An 18,551-nucleotide genomic window follows, 5' to 3' on the forward strand; every position below is an offset into this window, starting at 1 on the left:
GATCGTTTCCTCTCGTGTTTTCTGGGGAAGACCGGGGCGGCAGGGTGCTGCCACCTCGGGCGTTCACCCGGCGCGGCCGAGCGCCGCCCGATCCATCAGCGCGGAGCGATCCGCGTGATGGCAGGCGACGCTCGCGCGTCCGTGCCGGGTCAGTTCGGGGTCGCTTCCGCGGCACATCTGCTGCGATGCGTCATCGAGCAACGCGTACAGCGGGCAGCGGGTGCGGAAGCGGCACCCCGAGATCTCCTGCGTCGGGCTCGGGAGGTCCCCCTGCAGCAGGATGCGTGTGCGGGCGCGTTCGATGCGCGGGTCGGGAATCGGTGCGGCCGAGATGAGGGCCTTCGTGTACGGATGCCTCGGCTCGTTGAACACCTCGGCGATCGGGCCGTGTTCGACGATGCGACCGAGGTACATGACGGCGACATCGTCGGCGATCTGCCGGACGACCGCGAGGTCGTGCGCGACGAACAGGAACGACAGGGCCAGGCGGTCCTTGAGGTCTTCGAGCAGGTTGATGATGCCGGCCTGGATCGAGACATCCAGTGCCGAGACGGGCTCGTCGAGCACGATGATCGAGGGGTTCGTCGAGAGCGCGCGGGCGATGCCGATGCGCTGGCGCTGTCCGCCCGAGAATTCGTGCGGGTACCGGTCGGCCATGGCGGGGTCCAGCCCGACGAGCTCCAGCAGCTCGACGACGCGCCGGTCGCGCTCGGCCTTGGGCTTGCCCGCAACCCACAGGGGCTCGGTGATGACCTCGCCGATCGGCAGGCGCGGGTCGATCGCGCCCATCGGGTCCTGGAAGACGATCTGGATGTCTTCACGCAACGCGTGACGCGCGCCCTTGCCGAGCTCGCCCACGTCCTTGCCCGTGATCTCGATCTTTCCGCCCTGCGGCGCAACCATCTCCATGATCTCGAGGATCGTGGTGGTCTTGCCGCATCCGGATTCACCGACGAGCCCGAGCGTGCGCCCTGCCTGGAGCGTGAACGAGACACCGTCGACGGCACGCACGGTGCCGATGCGGCGCGGGAAGATCGACCCCTTCATGAGCGGGAAGTGCCGCACGAGATCGGTGACGCGGACGACGGGAGCGTCCGTCGTCTCCGCACGCTCCTCCTGTGGCAGCGGCTCGGGACGCGGGAACACATCGGCCCGCGGCAGCTCACCGCGCGCGATCTCACCGGCGCGGATGCACGCCGAGACGTGCGGCGGAACCGAACCCGGATCGTGGTCGACGAGCTCGGGCTCGATGTCGTGGCACGCGGCGATCGACACGGGGCAGCGCGGCGCGAACGGGCAGCCTCGTGGCAGGGCGTTCAGCGACGGCGGTCGCCCCTCGAGCGGCACCAGGCGCTGCGTGCCCGCGGTGAGCATGTTCGGCACGGAGCGCAGCAGGCCGATCGTGTACGGCATGTGCGGCTCGTGGAAGACCTCGTCGGTCGTACCGAGCTCGACGAGCTTGCCCGCGTACATCACTCCGACACGATCCGCGTGCCCCGCGACGACGCCGAGGTCGTGCGTGATGAGGACCACGGCGGAGCCCGTGATCTCGCGGGCGGTCTCGAGCACCTCGAGGATCTGTGCCTGGATCGTCACGTCGAGCGCCGTCGTCGGCTCGTCGGCGATGATGACTTTCGGGTCGTTCGCGATGGCCATGGCGATCATGGCACGCTGACGCATCCCGCCCGAGAACTCGTGCGGGAAGGCGCGAGCGCGGCGCTCGGCGTCCGGAATCCCGACGATCTTCAGCAGTTCGACCGCGCGCGCGTGCGCGGCCTGTACCGAGAGGGAGGAGTCGTGCAGGCGAAGCCCCTCGGATATCTGGTCGCCGACCGAATACACCGGGGTCAGCGCCGAGAGCGGGTCCTGGAACACCATGGCGAGCTCGGCGCCGCGGATGCGCGACAACTCGTTGTCGCCCATGCCGAGGAGCGGGCTCCCCTCGAACTCGATGGCGCCCGTGATCTCGGCTGACGAGGGCAGCAGTCCCATGACCGCGAGCGACGAAACGGACTTTCCGGAACCGGACTCCCCCACGATGCCGAGGAACTCCCCCGCGTGCACGTCGTATGAGATGCCGCGGACGGCGCGTACCGGTTCGCCCCCGCGCTGCGGGAACGTCACGCTCAGGTCGCGGACGGAGAGCAGCGGCGCACCGACGAGGGGCGTGCGCACGGCGGCAGTGCGACCGACGTGGAACTCAGCCACGGTTCACCCCCGAGGTCGGGTCGATGGCGTCGCGCAGGGCGTCGCCGATCAGGCTGATGGCGAAGAGAAGGACGATGAGCACCGCCGCGGGGAAGACGAAGAGCCAGGGCCGGGTGAGCGCCGCGGCGGTCCCGTCGGCGAGGAGCGTGCCGAGCGAGACATCCGGCTTCTGCACGCCGAACCCGAAGTAGCTGAGCGACGTCTCGGCCATGATCGAGGCCACGATGCCGAGCGTGGCGTCGATGATGAGCAGCGAGGCGACGTTCGGCAGGACGTGCCGGCCGAGGATCTTGCGCGTCGGCATGCCCATGTACCGGGCCGCGCGCACGAAGTCGCGGTTCCGGAGCGACCGGGTCTGGTTGCGGACGACCTGCGCCATGATCATCCAGCTGAAGATCGCCAGGAAGAAGGTCAGCGCCAGCCACGACAGCCCGCGGGTCAGCGGGCTCAGCAGCACGAGGATGAAGAACGAGGGGATCACGAGCAGCAGGTGGATGAACCATCCGATCACGCTGTCCGCGCGCCCCCCGAGATACCCCGCGAGCGACCCCACGATCGCCGCGATAAGGGTGGCGCCGACACCGGCCAGCAGCCCGATGATGAGCGACTTCTGCAGCCCCGACATGGTCTGGGCGTAGATGTCCTGACCGATCGCGTTCGTGCCGAACCAGTGGCGGAGGGTCGGCCCCATGCCCATGTTCAGCGCGTCGCGGTCGGTGACACCCCACGGGTACGCCAGCGGCCCGATGATCGCCCACAGCACGATCAGGGCGAAGACGGATGCCCCGACCCAGAATCGCGGCATGCCGCGCAGCCGCGCCCACACCAGGCGGTTGCGCGAGAGGGGCTTGCGCTCCCGGGTGACCGGGTCGCGGGGCTCGAGCGGCGCCTCGAGCGCCTCTTGCTGCATGGTCATGTCAGGCCCTCACCCTCGGGTCGAGCGCCGCGTAGAGCACTTCGGACAGCGTCGACGACAGCAGCACGAGAACCGCGACGAACAGCGTCGAGCCGGCGACCGCGTTGATGTCGTTCTGGGTCACCGCGTTCAGCTGGAACTGCCCCATCCCCCGCCACGAGAAGACGATCTCGAGCATCGCCGAGCCGGCGATGAGCGTGCCGAAGCTGTAGGCGAAGAACGTAGACATAGGGATGAGCGCGATGCGCACCCCGTGACGCACGAGCGCCTTCGAACGGGGCAGGCCCTTGGCGCGGGCCGTGCGGATGTAGTCGGCGCCCAGAACGTCGAGCATCACGCTGCGCTGATAGCGCGAATACGACGAGGCGCTGATCAGGACGAGCGCGATCGTCGGCAGCAGCAGATGGATGGCCCGGTCGAGCGCGATGTCCCACCAGCCGCCAGAAATCCCGGCGGTGTACTCGCCCGTGAAGCGGATGACCTGGGTTCCCAGCGCGTTGTTGAACGACGTCGCGGCGATCATGAGCAGAACGCCGATCACGAAGGTCGGCGTCGCGAAGACGATGTACGAGGAGTACGTGACGATCTGGTCGCTCGCGCGGTACTGCCGCACGGCCCCCCAGACGCCGAGGAGCACGCCCACGATCGCGCCGAGGATCGACCCGATCAGCAGCAGACGCAGGCTCGCGCCCGAACGCGCCGCGATCTCGGCCGTGACCTGCGCCCCGCCGACCGTCTCGCCGAGCGAGAACTGCGTGAACAGGTTGACGAGCCAATTCCACAATCGCACGAGCACGGGCACGTCGGGATTCACACCCATCGCGTCGAGGCTCGCATCGATCGAGGCCTGCGGCGGACGGGGGTTCATTCCATAGAACCGGTCGGCCGGCTTCAGCAGCACGCTGGCCAGGATGTACGCGAGGCACGTCGCGATCAGGCTGAGGATCGCGTAGTGGATGAACCTGCGGACCACATAGAGCGTCACCGGGCGGGCCTGGCGGGTGTGTCGCGGTATGCAGCGGGGGAGGTTGCGTACGTCATCGTGGATCTCTCGGAAGCAGTTCCGGGTTGGAACTCAGTGTCACGAAGGCTGGCTTTCAGCCCGCCGTGGGTGCCGGCGATTCATAGACCCTAACCCGGCACATCGAGACAGTCACACACATTCGCCGGTCTTTTCACGAACGTAACAATCTCGCCCCCTGCGAGAAATGCGCGAGATGACCGTTAGAACCTACGCATTACATTCATTGAACGACGTTAACGATTGTCACAGCGCTCACGGCCCAGATGGCGATGACAGCGAGCGCGACGAGCGCCGCAACGTCCCAACGGCGACGGATCACGGGTGCGGTGTGCGCTCCGCCAGAGGACGCGTCCACCTGGGACCCGATTCCGTGATCCGCTCGGCTTTCGGTCGCCGAGATCCACTGCTCCCTCAGCAACTCCATGTCGCGCAATGCCGGCGGTTCGCGTCTCTCTCCCCCGCCGAAGCGCAAGGGGGGCCGGCCGGGGCGCCCCGCGACCGGACCGCCGAAGCTCGAGACATCCTGTCCCGAACTCAGGCGGAAGCGCACCTGCCAGCGCAGCTCGATGTCTCGCACCGCGCTCCACGGGAACTCCACGATGCGCAGCAGGTTGTGCACGCGGACACCGGATGCGTCGGTGCGGATGTGCGGTGCGTAGACCAGCACGTAGACGAACCAGAGCACCAGCAGAACCCAGGGCGCGAGCAGCAACATCTCGCCCACCCCGGCGCGCACGCCCGCGTCGACGAGCAACGCGAGCGCGACGAGCGCGGCGACGATCAGGCCGATCGTCGCCGACGGCGCCCGAAAGACACGGACATCGCTATCCGGCGTCGACGGCGAAGGCACGCGCCTCACACACCACCGAGCGGGATCGACGCCCCCGGGATCGCCGCCAGCAGCCGACGCGTGTACTCCTCGGCCGGGTTCGCGAAGATCTCGTCCACCGTGCCCTGCTCGACGATCTTGCCCCGCTCCATGACGGCCACCATGTCGGCGGCGACACGGACGACGGCGAGGTCGTGCGTGATGAACAGGTACGTCAGGCCGAGCTCGCTCTGCAGCTCGGCGAGCAGCTGCAGGATCTGATCCTGCACCAGCACGTCGAGCGCCGAGACGGCCTCGTCGAGCACCACGACGTCCGGCTTGAGCGCGAGCGCACGCGCGATGGCGACGCGCTGACGCTGCCCGCCCGAAAGCTCGTTCGGGTAGCGCGACTCGAGCGACTGCGGCAGCGAGACCTGGTCCAGCAGCTCCGCCACGCGGGCCCGGCGCGACGCGCGGTCGCCGACCTTGTGGATGTTCAGCGGCTCCGAGATCGTGTTGCCGATGTTGCGCAGCGGATCGAGCGATCCGTACGGGTCCTGGAAGACCGGCTGCATCTGACGGCGCAGCCGGAAAGACTCGCGGCCGCCCAGCTTGGCGACGTCCTGGCCGTCGACGAGGACGTCACCCGACGTCGGATCCTCGAGTTTGAGCACCATCTTCGCCACCGTGGACTTGCCGGAACCCGACTCCCCCACCAGAGCGAGCGTCTTACCGCGCGGAATCTGGAACGAGACGCCGTCGACGGCCCGGAACGCTTCGCTGCGGAACCCGCCGAGTCGGATCTTGTACTCCTTGACGAGATCCCGCACCTCGATCGCGGGCGGGATCGCCGCGACGTCCGCGCTGGTCTCGATGCCTCGATCCTGCACACGCGTCTGAATACGTTTCGACGCGAGGCTCGGCGCCGCGGCGACGAGGCGCTGCGTGTACGGATGCAGCGGGTTCTCGAGGATCTCGCGGCTCGGACCCATCTCGACGATCTCGCCCCGGTTCATCACGATGATCTTCTCCGCGCGCTCGGCGGCGAGTCCGAGGTCGTGCGTGATCAGGAGCACCGAGGTGCCCTTGTCGCGGGTGAGCGTGGCCATGTGATCGAGGATCACGCGCTGCACCGTCACGTCGAGAGCCGATGTCGGCTCGTCGGCGATCAGCAGCTTGGGGTCGGCCGCCAGGCCGATGCCGATCAGGGCGCGCTGGCGCATACCGCCCGAGAACTGGTGCGGAAACTGGTGCAGGCGCTTCGCGGCATCCGGAAGTCCTGCCTGTTGCAGAACCTCGATGGCCCGCGCGTCGACGTCCTTGCGGCTCGAGGCGATCCCGTTCGCGCGGATCGCCTCTTTCACCTGGAAGCCGATGCTCCACACGGGGTTGAGATTCGACATCGGGTCCTGCGGGACATAGCCGATCTCGCGCCCGCGGATGCGCTCCATCTGTCCGGCGTTCAGGTCGGTGAGCTCGCGCCCATCCAACTGGATGCTTCCGCCCGTCACGAGCCCGTTGCCGGGAAGCAGGTTCACCACGGCAGAGGCCGTGGTGGACTTGCCCGAGCCGGACTCCCCCACGATCGCGACGGTCTCGCCCGGAAAGATGTCGAGGCTGACGCCGTGGAGCACCTCGTTGGTACCGAAGGCGACCGTCAGATCGCGGATGCTCAGAAGCGGGACGTCGATTCGCTCGCTCATCGGCGGGCCCTCGCCTTCGGATCGATGGCATCTCGGAGAAGCTCGCCGAGCACGATGAATGCGAGCACGGTGACCGTGAGCGCGATCGAGGGGTAGATCAGCGCCATCGGCGCGACACGCAGGGACTGCTGCGCCTGGCTGATGTCATTGCCCCACGACATCGTCTCGCTCCCGAGCCCGACGCCCAGGAACGCGAGCGTCGCCTCGGCGACGATGGCGGCTGCGAGCGAGATGGTCGAGACGACCAGCACGGGCGGCAACGCGTTCGGAACGACGTGCGAGACGAGTGTCCGGAAGCGCGACTGGCCGAGCGCGCGGGACGCCATCACGAAGTCCGCCTGCCGCACACGCAGGATCTCGGCGCGGATGATGCGCGCCGTCGACGCCCAGGCGAACCCACCGATTGCGAAGGCGAGCGTGAAGACCGTGCGGTTCTGCGAGAACACGCTCATCACGACGATCGCCGCGAGGATGTACGGGATGGCGAAGAAGATGTCACCGATGCGCGAGAGCAGCGAGTCGAGCCATCCGCCGTAGAAGCCGGCAAGTGCGCCGAAGACCAGGCCCACGGTCGTGCCGATGACGGTTGCGATCAGGCCGACCGAGATCGAGGTGCGCGCGCCCCACACGATGCGCGACCAGACGTCGCACCCCTGGAAGGTGAAGCCGAGCGGGTGACCCGGGGCCGGTCCGCCGTTGCTGTTCTCGAGGAAGCACTGCGAGTTCGGCGGCACCTGCGTGAACAGGGTCGGCGCGAACGCCATGATCACGATGATCACGACGACGATGCTCGAAACCCAGAAGGTCGGGCGACGACGCATGTCGCGCCAGGCGTCGAGCCAGAGGTTGCTGCGCTTCGCGGCGACGCGAACCTCGTCGACGGCGATCGTCGCGTCACGTACGGGGGCAACGAAGTGCGGGGCGGGAATGCGATCACTTGGCATAGCGGATCCTCGGATCGAGCAGACCATAGAGCAGGTCGACGACGAGATTGACGAGCACGTATACGACCACGAAAACAGTCACGAACGAGACCACGGTGGGCCCCTCCTGTCGCGTGATCGCCTCGTACAGCGTGTTCCCCACACCGGGAACGTTGAAGATTCCCTCGGTGACGGTCGCGCCGACGAGCAGCACACCGAAGTTGGTGGCCGAGTTGGTGATGACGGGCAGCAGTGAGTTGCGCATGACGTGCACGGGGACGACGCGACGACGCGAGAGCCCCTTGCTGTACGCGGTGCGGACCCAGTCCTGATTGAGCGTGTCGATCGTCGACGCGCGCATCAGTCGCATGCTCGTCGCGTACAGGCTCACCCCCAACACGATGGCGGGGAGGAGCAGGTCGAACCATCCGTTCCGCGCCCCCACCGTGGGTCTGAACCACCCGAGCTGGATCGCGAGGAAGTACTGCGCGAGGAAGGCGAGCACGAAGATCGGGACGGCGACGAAGACCAGGGCGACGACGAGTGACGCGTTGTCGAACAGCTTGCCCTTGCGCAGCGCCGAGAGCGTGCCGATGATGATCGCCAACGTGAACTCGATCACCAGAGCCATGATCGCGAGACGCGCCGTCACCGGGAAGGTGCGCAACAGGATCTCCCCGACGGGCTGACCGGAGAAGCTGACCCCGAAGTCGCCTCGCAGCACACCGGTGATGTAGTAGAAGTACTGCACCAGGAACGGGTCGTCCAGGTGGTACTGCGCCCGTATCTGCTCGAGCAGAGCGGGGTTCGGGGTCCGGTCGCCGAAGAGGGCGAGGATCGGGTCCCCCGGCATGGCGAAAACCATGAAGTAGATCAGCAGGGTCGCCCCGAAGAACACGGGGATCACCTGCAGCAGTCGTCGGAGGATGTACGCGAGCACCCTCACTCCCTTCGGATACGGGGCGAGCGCACACCCTATCGGCGCGCGCGAACCCACTAAGAGCATCGTGCCGCGTCGGGTGGGCGAGCGCGAGCCCCAGGCAACATGTCGCGAGGCGGTGACGTGTATCCGTCACCGCCTCGCGAGTGAGATCGGGAGTTAGCCCTTGGTGATCTCGTGGTACAGCGGCACCGAGTTCCAGCCGAACTCGACGTTCTGGACCGTGTCGGCGTAACCGCCGGTCACGTTCGAGTACCAGAGCGGCGTCGCGGGCAGATCCTTCAGCAGGATCGACTGTGCCTGCTGGAACAGCTCGTTGGCCTCACCGGCGTCCGTCGACGAGATGCCCTCTGCGAGCAGCGCATCGAACTCGGCGTTCGAGTAGTCGCCGTCGTTGGAGCCCGCGTTGGTCGCGTAGAGCGGGCCGAGGAAGTTGTACAGACCGGGGTAGTCGGCCTGCCAACCCGTGCGGAACGCGGTCGTGATCGTGCGGGCGTTGACCAGTTCGCGCAGCTCGGCGAAGGTCGGGTAGGGAGCACCCGATGCCTCGATGCCGAGCACGTTCTTGATCGAGTTGGTCACCGCATCGACCCATGCCTGGTGGCCGCCGTCGGAGTTGTACGCGATCTGGAACGAGCCCTCCCACGGCGAGATGGCGTCGGCCTCGGCCCACAGGGCCTTTGCCTCGTCCTCGTTGTAGGCGAGCACCTCGGCACCCTCGAGCGAGTCCGACCAGCCGTCGATGACCGGCGACGTGAAGTCGCTCGCCGGCGTGCGGCTGCCCTCGAAGATCACGTCGGTGATCTCGGGACGGTTGATCGCCATCGAGATCGCCTGGCGACGCAGCTGGCCCTCTTCGCCCGCGAAGTGCGGCAGGTACTCGGGCACCGTGAAGGACTGGAAGACCGCGGCGGGCTGGTTGACAGCCGTGCCGCCGACATCCTCGAGATCCGACTCGAAGGTCGCGAGAGCACCGGTCGGGATCTGGTCGACGACGTCGACCTCACCCGCGAGCAGGTCGGCGTACGACGCGTCCTGCGACGCGTAGAAGACGATGGTCAGGCCACCGTTCTTCACCTCACGCACACCCTTGTAGTCGGGGTTCTTGACGAGGTCGATCTGCACGTCGTGCTGCCACGCGTCGTCACCGGCGAGCATGTACGGGCCGTTGCCGATCGGGTTCTCGCCGAAGGCCGCCATGTCTTCGAACGCGACATCCGGCAGCGGGTAGAACGCCGAGTAGCCCAGGCGCAGAGCGAAGTCCGAGGCGGGCTTGTTGAGCGCGATCGTGAACGTGTAGTCGTCGACCTGCTCGAGACCCGTGAGCTCGGAGTCCTCGTCGTAGCTGAAGCCCTCGATGTCCTCGAAGAAGTAGCTGTTCAGCTGCTCGTTCGACGCGAGTGCGCCGTAGTTCCAGGCCTTGATGAAGTTGTCAGCGGTGACTTCCTCGCCGTCCGTGAAGGTCTGGCCTTCCTTGATCTTCACCGTCAGGTTCTGCGGGTCATCGACCGTGATCTCTTCGGCCATGTCGTTGACGGGCGAGCCATCCGCTTCGTAGGCCACCAGGCCCGCGAAGATCGCGTCGAGGATCTTGCCGCCGCCGACCTCGTTGGTCGTGGTGGGGATGAGCGGGTTCTCCGGCTCAGAACCGTTCGTGGTGATGATCGCGTCGCTCGCGCCGCCACCGTCGGTGTCGCCCGAGTCTCCGCTGCCCGCACAGCCGGCGAGCGTGAGCCCTCCGACGGCGAGGAGCGCGAGCCCCGACAGGGCAATCTTGTTGCGCTTCACTTGTCCTCCTGTTAAGAGTGCTGTTACGCGCAGAGTCATGGTCATGGTTCTGCGCGGGATAGAGAAACCCTAGGCATCCTGGTCCGAATGCTCCAAATCATGAGCAAAACCGTTACATAGCCTTAACTCAGGATGCCGTCTATATGGCAATCTGTCGAAGTGGAACCCGTGAGGCCCGTCGACGGCGCGATGAGACTCGACCGCCCCGCGCGGGTTCGACTGTGGTGGGAGATCGGCATCGTCCTGGCGTTGTCGGTCGGTCGGTCCGCCCTCTACTCGGTCCTGCAGCTCGTGCAGTCGCTGGAGCGCGAGGAGTCGCTCGGCCAGCAGTCGACGTCGGTCAATCCCGGGGCCGCGGCATCCGAATTCTGGCCGGTGCTATACCAGTTCCTGTCGCAGTTCTTCGCGCTGGTGCCGGTGGCGCTGGCGATCTGGTTGCTGTGGGAGCCCGGCACGTCGGCGTTCCGGCGCATCGGCCTGGACTTCCGCCGCTTCGGCGGCGACGTCGGGCGGGGCGTCCTGCTGATCCTGGTGATCGGCGTGCCGGGGCTGGGCCTCTACGCGATCGGCCGCGCTCTCGACATCACCCTGCAGGTCGATGCCTCGCCCCTCGATCCGTCATGGTGGACGATCCCTCTGATCCTGCTCGCGGCGGTGCGCGCGGGGCTGACCGAGGAGGTCACCTTCATCGGGTACCTCTTCGATCGGCTGCGGCGGCTGGGGTGGGGCTGGTGGACGATCATCCTGTCGACCGCGGCGCTGCGCGGCGCGTATCACGCTTACCAGGGGTTCGGCCCGATGATCGGGAACTTCGTGATGGGCGTGGTCTTCGGGTGGTGCTACCGGCGCTGGGGCCGGGTCATGCCGCTCGTGATCGCGCACACGCTGATCGATGTGATCGCGTTCGTCGGGTACCCCCTCGCCGCGGCCCTGTGGCCCGGGGTCTTCGGTGTGCCGGCAGGTCCCTCGCCCGCGCCATCGGGATCTCCGTCGCCGTCCGCAACGCCCTGACCGCGGGCGGCCGGGTTTCGCGCCGAAACAGCTCATCTGCGGCGAAACACCTCTCGCCACAGGGTGTTTCGACACAGATGGGGGTCTCGTGGCGGTGTTGCCGGCGGTGACCTCGGACACCTGTGTGCCTCGACGCATCCTCCACAGGGATGCGCCCCGGATGCCTGTCCCCGGGCCACCGCGCAGCGCCACTCGAGCGGAGGAGTTTGCGGGATGGTGGACCGATGCGGCATCCTCTCGCACCGGACGAACCCGGACTTCTGCTCGCCTCTGACGAGCGACGAGTACCGTCCGGTTTGTACACGCGGGCGGCCCGGCGGGAACTCGCGCGCGTGCGGCCCGGTGTCTACGCGCTCGCCACGTGGTGGCGCGGTTCTGCTCGAGGGGATTGGCCCGACACGCATCGCGTCGCGCCTGTCGAACGGAAGCTTGTCCGTGCGGGCGTTCCCCTCGTCGCCCCTCGTGACAACGCGATGCTCGCTACCGTACGGCGATGATCGGGCGCCGAGGGGTGGCACGTGGCGGCCGCGGATGGTGGGGCCCATTCGGCAGAGCAGTCCCGCCGGATGGGGTCCGACTGTCGGATCTCCCCGCCGGGCGCCACCCGAAGCACGAGCCAGCGGGCCGGGTCAGGCGAAGGCCTCCACGGGCGGGCAGGCGCAGGCCAGGTTGCGGTCGCCCCACGCATTGTCCACCCGGCGCACGGGCGGCCAGTACTTGTTGCGCACGAGCGCGTGCACCGGATAGACGGCGCGCTCACGGGAGTACGGATGGTCCCACTCGCCCGCGATCGCCGACTCGGCGGTGTGGGGCGCATTCACCACGGGGTTGTCGTCCGCGGGCCATTCCCCCGCCGCGACGGCATGCGCCTCGGCGTGGATCGCGATCATCGCCTCGACGAACCTCTCGAGCTCGCCGAGGTCCTCGCTCTCGGTCGGCTCGACCATCAGCGTCCCCGCGACGGGGAACGACATCGTCGGAGCGTGGAATCCGTAGTCGATCAGGCGCTTCGCCACATCGTCCACCGTGATCCCGGTCGCGTCGCGCAGCGGACGCAGGTCGAGGATGCACTCGTGCGCGACCAGTCCGTTCTCGCCCGTGTACAGCACCGGGAAGTGCGCACGCAGCCGGGCCGCGACGTAGTTGGCGGCGAGCACGGCGGCGGCCGTGGCATTCCGCAGGCCCGCGGCCCCCATCATCCGCACATACGCCCACGACACCGGCAGGATCCCGGCCGACCCGTGCGGCGCACCCGAAATCGGCGCGCCATCGAAGACGAAGCCGCCCGCGTGATCTGCCCGGGGCGAGAACGGATGCCCCGGCAAGAACGGTGCGAGATGCGCTTTCGCCGCGACCGGGCCGACACCCGGCCCCCCACCGCCGTGCGGAATCGCGAACGTCTTGTGCAGATTGAGGTGCGAGACGTCGCCGCCGAGGTCGCCGAACCGCGCGTAGCCGAGCAGGGCGTTGAGGTTCGCACCGTCGACGTAGACCTGACCGCCCGCGTCGTGCACCGCCTGCGTGATGTCGAGCACGTCGTGCTCGTACACGCCGTGAGTCGACGGGTACGTGATCATCAGCGCCGACAGCGTCGCGGCGTGCTCCTCGATCTTCGCGCGCAGGTCGTCGAGGTCGACGTTGCCCGCCTCGTCGCACGCCACGACGACGACGCGCATTCCGGCGAGCACGGCCGATGCCGCGTTGGTGCCGTGCGCCGACGACGGGATCAGGCAGACATCGCGCCCCAGGTCACCGCGCGAGCGGTGGTACCCCCGGATCGCCAGCAGCCCGGCGAGCTCGCCCTGCGATCCGGCGTTCGGCTGCAGCGAGACGGCGTCGTACCCCGTGACCTCGGCGAGCCACGTCTCGAGCTGCTCGATCAGGCCGAGGTAGCCGCGCACGTCGGCCTCGGGGGCGAAGGGATGCATACGGGCGAACTCCGGCCACGACACGGCGGCCATCTCGGTCGCCGCGTTGAGCTTCATCGTGCACGACCCGAGCGGGATCATGCCGCGGTCGAGGCCGTAGTCGCGATCCGCGAGCGTCTTCAGGTACCGCATCATGGCGGTCTCGCTGCGATGGGCGTGGAAGACCGGATGCGTGAGGTAGTCGTCCTCGCGCAGCAGACCGACCGGGAGGGCGCCGATCGAGTCGTCCGCCGGCTCCCGCGACGCGATGTCAGAGGATTCAGGCGCGCCGACCGCTGGCTCGGAAGCGGGGGACCCCGAAACGGCAGCATCGGGCAGACCGAACGCCCACGCGACGGCGTCGAGATCGACCAGGGTCGTGGTCTCGTCGACCGACACCCCGACGGTCGCCTCGTCGACCCACAGCAGCTGGTAACCACGCGACCGGGCGCGCTCGATCACGCGACCGGCGTCGCCGGGGACGAAGACGCGGAGCGTGTCGAAGAACTCCTCCGACGCGAGGTTCAGCCCGTAGTCCCGCAGGGCGGTGGCGAGCGATGCCGCCTTGCCCGCGACATCCGCTGCTATCGCGCGCAGCCCCTCGGGGCCGTGATACACGGCGTACATCGCCGCCATGACCGCGAGCAGCACCTGGGCGGTGCAGATGTTCGAGGTCGCCTTCTCACGACGGATGTGCTGCTCGCGCGTCTGCAGAGCCAGCCGATAGGCGGGGTGCCCCGCGGCATCACGAGAGACGCCGACGAGGCGCCCCGGCAGCTGCCGCGCCAGGCCCTGACGCAGGGCGAGATAGCCCGCGTGCGGCCCACCGTAGCCGAGCGGAACGCCGAAACGCTGCGTCGTTCCGGCCGCGATGTCGGCGCCGAGTGATCCGGGCGATGCGATCAGCGTGAGGGCGAGCAGGTCCGCCGCGACGACGGCGAGGCCGCCCCGCGCCTGCACCGCCGCGATCACATCGGACGGATCCCAGACGCGGCCGGAGGCGCCGGGGTACTGGACGAGAACGCCGAAGGCCTCGGGAAGGGCCGCAGCGTCGCACGAAGCCAGGTCGATCGTCCGCAGTTCGATCCCGAGCGCCGCGGCGCGCGACTCCAGCAGAGCCCGAGTCTGCGGCAGCGCGTCCGCGTCGACCAGGAAGACGTTCGAGTCCGACTTCGAGGCACGGCGGGCGACGAGCATCCCCTCGACCACGGCGGTGGACTCGTCGAGCATGGATGCTCCCGCGATATCGAGTCCGGTCAGGTCGGTCACCATCGTCTGGAACGTGATGAGGGCCTCGAGCCGACCCTGCGAGATCTCGGGCTGGTACGGCGTGTACGCGGTGTACCAGGACGGGTTCTCGAGCACGTTCCGCGTGATCACCGCGGGAGTGAAGGTGTCGTAGTAGCCGAGTCCGATCATCGGCCGGGCCGTGCGGTTGGTCGATGCGATCTCGCGCAGCTCGGCGAGCGCCTCGGCCTCGGTCGCGGCGGGCGGGATGTCGCTCGTCGTGCGCTCGTGGACGCGGATGGCTCCCGGCACGGCGGCATCGAGCAGCGCATCGACGCTCGGGTATCCGAGCACATCGAGCATCGCGGCCTGCGCCGACGCATCCGTCCCGATGTGGCGGGCGGCGAATGCACCCGCCCTCACGCGCCCGCCGTCGGGGACCGTCACGAAGCCTGTCCCGTCAGGCCGATGTACGCGGCGCGGTCGAGCAGCTCGGCCGGGGCCGACGAATCGATCCGGATCTTCAGCAGCCAGCCGTCCTCGAACGGCGACGAGTTGATCAGACCGGGGTCGTCCGTGACCGCGTCGTTGACCGCGACGACGTCGCCGGTGAGGGGCGCGTAGAGCTCGCCTACCGACTTCGTGGATTCGATCTCGCCGCACACCTGTCCCGCGCTCACGCCGGAGTCGACGGTCGGCAGCTCGACGAAGACGACGTCGCCGAGCTTCTCGGCGGCGTAGTCGGTGATGCCGACGGTCGCGACATCGCCGTCGATCGAGATCCACTCGTGCTCGGCGGTATAGGAAAGTGCGGTGAGATCGGTCATTTCTTCCTCCGGTAGAACGGGGTGGGTGTGACGGTCGCGGGAATGCGCGTACCGCGGACATCGATGAAGAGCGGGGTGCCGGGCTCGGCGGAGCCGGGGTCGACGTAAGCGAGGGCGATCGGATGCCCCAGCGTCGGGCTGAGCGCGCCGCTCGTGACGATGCCCACCTCAGTGCCCACCCCGGTGCCGGCCTCGGTGCCGGCCGCGGCCTCGCCGGCGAAAACGGCGTAACCCGCGCGGCCGGCTCGGCGGCCCTCGGAAGCAAGGCCGACGAGCACGCGAGCATCCGGATCCAACGGTGCGCTCGCGCCCTCTCGCCCGACGAAGTCGCCCTCGGTGGCGACCGCGCGGACGAGCCCCGCCTGTGCGGGGCGGATGTCGAGCGACAGCTCATGGCCGTACAGCGGCATCCCGGCCTCGAGTCGCAGGGTGTCACGGGCCGCCAGGCCCGCCGGCACGAGCCCGAGCGGTTCGCCCGCCGCGAGCAGCGCTTCCCACAGCTCCTCGGCGCGCGCGACGGGGACCGCGAGCTCGAAGCCGTCCTCGCCCGTGTACCCGGTGCGAGCGACGAGCACCGGCGCACCGTCGAACCGAGCGGTCGCCGCGGCATAGTAGCCGAGGTCGTCCAGGAGCGGCGAGAACTCGACCAGGCCCTCCGTCGCCTCGAGAACCGCGGCCGAAACCGGTCCCTGCACCGCGATGAGCGCCGTGTCGTCCGAGACATCCTCGAGGCGGAATCCCGGTTCGCCAGCGACGAAGCCGAAGCTACCGCCAGCGTCGGTGCTGGACGTGCCGGGGGCGGGAACGGATGCTGCACGCTGGGCGAGTGCGGCTGCCACGGCATCCCGGTTCCCGGCGTTCGCGATCACGACGAAATGGTCGTCGGCCAGGCGGTAGACGATGACGTCGTCGACGATGCCGCCCTGTTCCGCGAGCACGAGGCCGTACGCGGCCTTGCCGAGGCGCATCGCCGACGGCCGGCCCGACAGGGCGTAGTCGAGGAACTCGCCAGCCTTCTGGCCGGTGACGACGAACTCGGCCATGTGCGAGATGTCGAACAGTCCCGCGGCGGTGCGGACCGCGTGGTGCTCGGCGAGCTCCGAGCTGTACCGCACGGGCATCCACCACCCGCCGAAGTCGGTGAACGATGCACCGAGGCGCTCGTGGGCGGCTGCGAGCGGGGTGCGGCGCGGCGGCGCCGACTCGGGCGACGGAGGCGGCGTGGTCGCGCCGGGTGGGACCGTTGGCGGCGGGGTGGGGTCTGGCATGAGTTCTCCCGTGGTGGTGCGGGCGGGCGCCGATCGACGCCCGATGAACTCCCCCTCTGTCATCTGCCTGAGAGTTTCGCCGAGACATCCTCGAGGATGACCCGACTTTCACCGTCGGCGGATCCGCACGAAACGGATCTCTTTCCAGAGTGGCCCGACCCCCGCGGTACGCAATACCTGAGAGATTGGCGGGGAGGCTTGCTCCTTCGGTGCCCGGCGCGAAGCGGTGCCGGGGCTCTCCCGCAAGGGGTCATAGGGCCGGTATTCAGTTGTTGCCCGACCGCGGAGGGTCCGACGCGGCCAGCATACCCACAGCCGCGCCGCGCGACAGATCCCGACGCGCCCCCATCTCCCGACGACATGCCGAGCCGGCCCGCCGTCGCCGCATGGCCCGTACGCCGCCGAACCACCCTTTGCGCGGCGAGACACCCCTTGCCTGGGGTGTTTCGCCGCGGCAGGGGTGTTTCGGCGCGGGGCCGGGGCGAGGGCGGTCGGGTGGGGCAGCGGCGGCAGCGGGGCGGAGGCGCGCCGGGCACCTAGCGGTCAGCGCGTGCAGGTACCGGATGACACGGGACTCTGCCACCCGGCAGCACCCGCCACGATCGGCGCGAGTTCCGTCGACGTCGAGGCGTATCCCCGGGTTTCCGCATCCCCTCCACGGGCGAACACGAGTCCCGCGACGTCGCCTTGAGCGGTCAGTAGCGGGCCACCGGAGTTGCCGGGCCGAACGTTCGCGTCGAGTGTGTAGATCTCCCGCGGGTGGGACGAGTCGTCGTAGATATCGGGAACGGGCACGACTCCGATCGCGAGCACCGCCGCAGACATGGATTCGAACGGACCCCCGTGCGGATACCCCTGCACCGCGGCCGAGGACCCGGCCTGCAGTACGGGTACGACGTCGAGCGGATCGGCATCGAGGCCGCCGACCGCGATGACCGCGATGTCGCCCACCGGATCGAAATACACCACCTGACCGTCGCGCGCCTCCCGACCGGGTAGCTCGACGACCGGGCGATCGACCCCCGCGACGACGTGCGCGTTGGTCACGACCCGGTCCTCCGCGATCACGAATCCGGAGCCGCTCGAACTGATACCGCAGGCATATGCCACTCCGGTAATACGGGCGACGGATGCCGCGGCCTCAGCGAGTTCCGGGTCGTCGAGCCGAACGGGGGGCTCGACGACGGCCGTCCCGGGCAGCAGCAGACCGCCGAGCGTCGGTATCGCGTCCCCGAGCACGGCGCCGCGCAGCTCGGCCAACCCCGCCTGCAGGGGGCGGGGCACGAGATTCTCGATGACGGTCAGCACACGGGACGATGCGATCGCGGTCGAGACGACGGGGGTCCCCGTCGCCGCGAGCCCCGAGCCGACGAGCGATACCGCGAGAGCCGCCGCGACAAGGGTCAACCCTCCCCCGAGCACGCGGTCGACACCGCGCAACGGTGTGCGGTCGACACCACGTCGGAGAGCGGTGCCCGCCGCGGAACCGAGCGCGGCACATCCCGCCAAGAGCAGCAGCGTCGCGGCGAGCGCGGCGAGCGCGCGCCACATCGGCCAGGGCACCGCCGCGGTCACGAGCGGGATGAGCCAGTAGGCCGCGACCGCCCCGATGCCGAGTCCGACGAGGGTGCCGAGACTCGCGAGAAGGCCCCGCTGAAACCCGACGATGAGAGCGACCACAAGCAGAACGAGCACGACGATGTCGACGATCTGCACGCCGTGCTCCCTCCCCCGCACCCGGACCTGCGCGTGAAATCGGCGCGCGCAATCCCACAGTAAATGGCGTCGCTGAGAAGTCGCGGCAGGCGCCGCACGCGCCGCGTCTCGGCGCCGCACCCGATGCCGCGACCACGACGCCGCCCGGGCGCCGAGCGCGCCCCTTCGCGCCGAGATCGCCCGTTGCCCGCAGGAGATTCCCGGCCCTCTCGTCGCCAACCGGCGCGCTCGGCATGAGGATGGCGGCTGGCGTTTGCCTTCGAGTCAGCATGACACTAAGATCGA

General features: G+C 68.7%; 13 protein-coding genes and 2 riboswitches. Of the genes, 1 reads left to right on the plus strand and 12 read right to left on the minus strand.

Annotation, left to right across the window (positions count from 1 at the left end; genetic code table 11):
- Positions 1 to 63: 63 nt before the first annotated feature.
- From CGU35_RS09845 to CGU35_RS09880, 8 genes are all read right to left on the minus strand, one after another.
- Positions 64 to 2,208, minus strand: coding sequence for a dipeptide ABC transporter ATP-binding protein (locus tag CGU35_RS09845; RefSeq protein ID WP_232711249.1), 2,145 nt, complete (start codon positions 2,206 to 2,208; stop codon positions 64 to 66).
- Complete coding sequence (locus CGU35_RS09850; RefSeq protein WP_100811418.1) at positions 2,201 to 3,124, minus strand: ABC transporter permease; 924 nt, start codon at positions 3,122 to 3,124, stop codon at positions 2,201 to 2,203. The genes CGU35_RS09845 and CGU35_RS09850 overlap by 8 nt, the downstream gene beginning before the upstream one ends.
- Position 3,125: 1 nt before the next feature.
- Positions 3,126 to 4,109, minus strand: a complete 984-nt coding sequence (locus CGU35_RS09855) for an ABC transporter permease (RefSeq protein ID WP_100811419.1) — start codon at positions 4,107 to 4,109, stop codon at positions 3,126 to 3,128.
- A gap of 259 nt (positions 4,110 to 4,368) precedes the next feature.
- On the minus strand, positions 4,369 to 4,998 hold the full coding sequence (locus CGU35_RS09860) for a PH domain-containing protein (RefSeq protein WP_232711250.1): 630 nt from the start codon (positions 4,996 to 4,998) through the stop codon (positions 4,369 to 4,371).
- Between the two features lie 5 nt (positions 4,999 to 5,003).
- Positions 5,004 to 6,659 carry a dipeptide ABC transporter ATP-binding protein gene (locus CGU35_RS09865; RefSeq protein WP_100811421.1) on the minus strand — a complete coding sequence of 552 codons (1,656 nt, stop codon included), beginning with the start codon at positions 6,657 to 6,659 and terminating at the stop codon, positions 5,004 to 5,006.
- Positions 6,656 to 7,603: an ABC transporter permease gene (locus CGU35_RS09870; protein ID WP_100811422.1), complete on the minus strand. Its 948-nt coding sequence runs from the start codon at positions 7,601 to 7,603 to the stop codon at positions 6,656 to 6,658. The genes CGU35_RS09865 and CGU35_RS09870 overlap by 4 nt, the downstream gene beginning before the upstream one ends.
- On the minus strand, positions 7,593 to 8,522 hold the full coding sequence (locus CGU35_RS09875; RefSeq protein WP_100811423.1) for an ABC transporter permease: 930 nt from the start codon (positions 8,520 to 8,522) through the stop codon (positions 7,593 to 7,595). The genes CGU35_RS09870 and CGU35_RS09875 overlap by 11 nt, the downstream gene beginning before the upstream one ends.
- Before the next feature lie 159 nt (positions 8,523 to 8,681).
- Positions 8,682 to 10,310 (minus strand): peptide ABC transporter substrate-binding protein, encoded by a 1,629-nt coding sequence (locus CGU35_RS09880; RefSeq protein WP_100811424.1) that lies wholly within the window; start codon positions 10,308 to 10,310, stop codon positions 8,682 to 8,684.
- A gap of 189 nt (positions 10,311 to 10,499) precedes the next feature.
- Between CGU35_RS09880 and CGU35_RS09885 the strand changes: the two genes are divergently transcribed.
- Complete coding sequence (locus CGU35_RS09885; protein ID WP_100811651.1) at positions 10,500 to 11,321, plus strand: CPBP family intramembrane glutamic endopeptidase; 822 nt, start codon at positions 10,500 to 10,502, stop codon at positions 11,319 to 11,321.
- Between the two features lie 629 nt (positions 11,322 to 11,950).
- Here CGU35_RS09885 and gcvP read toward each other — a convergent pair.
- From gcvP to CGU35_RS09905, 4 genes are all read right to left on the minus strand, one after another.
- Positions 11,951 to 14,818, minus strand: coding sequence for an aminomethyl-transferring glycine dehydrogenase (gene gcvP / locus CGU35_RS09890; RefSeq protein ID WP_232711272.1), 2,868 nt, complete (start codon positions 14,816 to 14,818; stop codon positions 11,951 to 11,953).
- Positions 14,819 to 14,898: 80 nt separating this feature from the next.
- Positions 14,899 to 15,282 carry a glycine cleavage system protein GcvH gene (gcvH, locus tag CGU35_RS09895; RefSeq protein ID WP_100811426.1) on the minus strand — a complete coding sequence of 128 codons (384 nt, stop codon included), beginning with the start codon at positions 15,280 to 15,282 and terminating at the stop codon, positions 14,899 to 14,901.
- Entirely contained in the window at positions 15,279 to 16,550 is a 1,272-nt protein-coding gene (locus CGU35_RS09900) for a glycine cleavage system aminomethyltransferase GcvT (RefSeq protein WP_100811652.1), read from the minus strand. The genes gcvH and CGU35_RS09900 overlap by 4 nt, the downstream gene beginning before the upstream one ends.
- Positions 16,551 to 16,596: 46 nt before the next feature.
- Positions 16,597 to 16,704, minus strand: a riboswitch (glycine riboswitch).
- A riboswitch (glycine riboswitch) is annotated at positions 16,705 to 16,803 on the minus strand. It lies immediately after the preceding riboswitch.
- A gap of 290 nt (positions 16,804 to 17,093) precedes the next feature.
- Positions 17,094 to 18,266, minus strand: coding sequence for a MarP family serine protease (locus tag CGU35_RS09905; RefSeq protein WP_100811427.1), 1,173 nt, complete (start codon positions 18,264 to 18,266; stop codon positions 17,094 to 17,096).
- Positions 18,267 to 18,551 lie beyond the last annotated feature (285 nt).

The sequence above is a fragment of the Microbacterium sp. BR1 genome, from assembly GCF_002812725.1.
In the GTDB taxonomy this organism is placed as follows: Bacteria; Actinomycetota; Actinomycetes; order Actinomycetales; family Microbacteriaceae; genus Microbacterium.

Bases quoted from the DNA above. Each gene is read 5' to 3' on its own strand.
- CGU35_RS09870 (WP_100811422.1), bottom strand. From the start codon at position 7,603: ATGCCAAGTGATCGCATTCCCGCCCCGCACTTCGTTGCCCCCGTACGT.
- gcvP (WP_232711272.1), bottom strand. From the start codon at position 14,818: ATGCTCGATGTGCTCGGATACCCGAGCGTCGATGCGCTGCTCGATGCC.
- CGU35_RS09900 (WP_100811652.1), bottom strand. From the start codon at position 16,550: ATGCCAGACCCCACCCCGCCGCCAACGGTCCCACCCGGCGCGACCACG.
- CGU35_RS09850 (WP_100811418.1), bottom strand. From the start codon at position 3,124: ATGACCATGCAGCAAGAGGCGCTCGAGGCGCCGCTCGAGCCCCGCGAC.
- CGU35_RS09865 (WP_100811421.1), bottom strand. From the start codon at position 6,659: ATGAGCGAGCGAATCGACGTCCCGCTTCTGAGCATCCGCGATCTGACG.
- gcvH (WP_100811426.1), bottom strand. From the start codon at position 15,282: ATGACCGATCTCACCGCACTTTCCTATACCGCCGAGCACGAGTGGATC.
- CGU35_RS09885 (WP_100811651.1), top strand. From the start codon at position 10,500: ATGAGACTCGACCGCCCCGCGCGGGTTCGACTGTGGTGGGAGATCGGC.